This is a genomic window from Dietzia sp. B44 (assembly GCF_014145245.1).
GTDB classification, from domain to species: Bacteria; Actinomycetota; Actinomycetes; order Mycobacteriales; family Mycobacteriaceae; genus Dietzia; species Dietzia natronolimnaea.
In genome coordinates this window covers 1-1875 of record NZ_JAALEF010000355.1, presented here as the reverse complement: position 1 = coordinate 1875, position 1875 = coordinate 1, and the positions used below count along the sequence as shown (strand labels likewise).

Annotated in this window: 2 protein-coding genes; one reads left to right on the top strand and one right to left on the bottom strand. The window is 72.5% G+C overall.

Features of this window, described 5'->3' with window-relative positions; translation table 11 throughout:
* Positions 1 to 1397 (bottom strand): methylmalonyl-CoA mutase family protein (locus G6017_RS11775; protein ID WP_182617499.1); only part of this gene is annotated, 1397 nt, incomplete at its 3' end.
* 134 nt (positions 1398 to 1531) lie between these two features.
* On the opposite strand from G6017_RS11775, the gene G6017_RS11770 reads away from it, so the two are divergent.
* Positions 1532 to 1875 (top strand): TVP38/TMEM64 family protein (locus tag G6017_RS11770; protein WP_524536291.1); only part of this gene is annotated, 344 nt, incomplete at its 3' end.

The following is a 1875-nucleotide window of genomic DNA, read 5'->3' as shown; positions in this document are numbered from 1 at the left end:
CCGCGCCGAGCCGGGTCGAGCGGTGGCTCGGCGAGGTTCGGGAACTCGGAGACACCGGTGATCGGCGCTGTGCGGTGGGCGATGTCGGCATCGCGGGCCTCGCGGACCCGGGCGATCGCGGCGGCGACGCTCCCCGAGGCGATGGCGGCGGCGAGTCCTCCCTCGGCCTCGACGGTCTGGAACGCGGACCAGGCGGCCTCGGCGAGCGAGTCGGTGAGCGACTCGACGTACCAGGATCCTCCGGCGGGATCGACCACATGCCCCAGGTGGGACTCCTCGAGCAGCAGCAGTTGGGTGTTGCGTGCGATGCGCTCGGCGAAGGCCGGTGAGGCGCTCTCCAGGCCCCCGGGCAGGGAGGCGTCGAACGGCAGGACGGTGACGGAGGTGGCACCGCCGACCCCGGCCCCGAACGAGGCGAGAGTGGTGCGCAGCATGTTCACCCACGGGTCGCGTCGCGCCATCATGGCCGAGGAGGTGACGGCGTGCTGAGGCGCATTCCCCGCGTCGGGTGCGCCCAGGAGTTCGGCGACGCGGGCCCACATCAGGCGCCCGGCACGGAACTTGGCGATCGAGACGAACTGGTCGTCCGTGGCGGACAACCGGAACGAGATCTGGCGCAGGGCGACCTCGACGTCGAGCCCCGCCGACATCAGCGCCCGGACGTACTCCAGGCCCGCGGCCACGGCGTAGGCGAGCTCCTGCGCGTCCCCGGCGCCGTCTGCGTGGAATACCGTGCCGTCGGCGACGAAGGTCCGGACGGTCTCCTCGCGCTCGGCCACACGGACGGCGAGGCCGACCGCCGCGTCGAGGTCGACCGATTCCGACGACGCGCCCGCGGCGTACGCGGAGGTGACCGGTGTCGCGCCGAGGTCGGCGATCACCGAGGACCGGTCGGTCACCCCGTCTCCTGCCGACCTGCGCTGGTCGAGCAGCTCCAGGAACGCGTCGGTGACCTCGACGAGGTCCGATCCGGCGTCGAAGGTCACCGGCGCGAGGTCCAGGTAGACGTCCTTGAGGACGGCGGCCACGTCGGCGGCCGGCACCCGCAACCACAGCGCGGACGCGCCCTGGCCGAGAAGGTCCAGGACCGAGGTGTTGACCTCGCTCGGGTCGCCCTTGGCCTCGACCCTGGCGCTGACGTGCCAGCCGTTCTCCGGGAGCCCCGACCGGTCCCCTCCCCGCACGAACGGGAACGACCCCGGAGCCGGGCGCTCGGGCGTCTCGTCGGCGCGCGTGTAGAGGGGGTTCACCTCGATCCCGTCGCGGGTGGTGGCCACGAGGGCGCGCCAGGCGTCCTCGGGCATCTCGGCGGGATCCTTGCGGGCGGCCTTCGCGAGGACGGCTCCCACAGAGGCGTACCAGGAGTGAAGGTCGGGACCTGTGGTCGGACTGGACACCGGTACCTCGTTCTCTTGTGGAGTGAAGGGGGTCACCACGGACTCTAATGCAGCCCCTCCCGCTGTCGAGACGTGACCATGTGTGCGGGGTCACCAGGGGTGGGCTCCGCGATCCCGGCGACTACAGTCGACCCGTGCGCGGACGGGTGATCTGGTGGGTGGCGGTCGTCCTGGCCCTGGTGGTGCTGGCCACCGTCGTCCCGACCCCGGGACTGGAGCAGCTGCGCGGTTGGGCGGATGAGCTGGGCCCGTGGTTCCCGGTCGCGTTCTTCTCCGCCTACGCGATCGTCACCGTGGCGCCGGTCCCCCGGTCGACCTTCACCTATTCGGCCGCTGTGCTCTTCGCTCCCGCGGTGGCGATCCCGTGGTCACTGGTGGCCTCCGGGATAGCGGCCACTCTCGCGTTCGTCGGCGTCCGCCGTCTGGGCCACCGCCGCACCGCCGCGCTGCGCGCGGACCCCCGCGTCGCGGCGGTGGA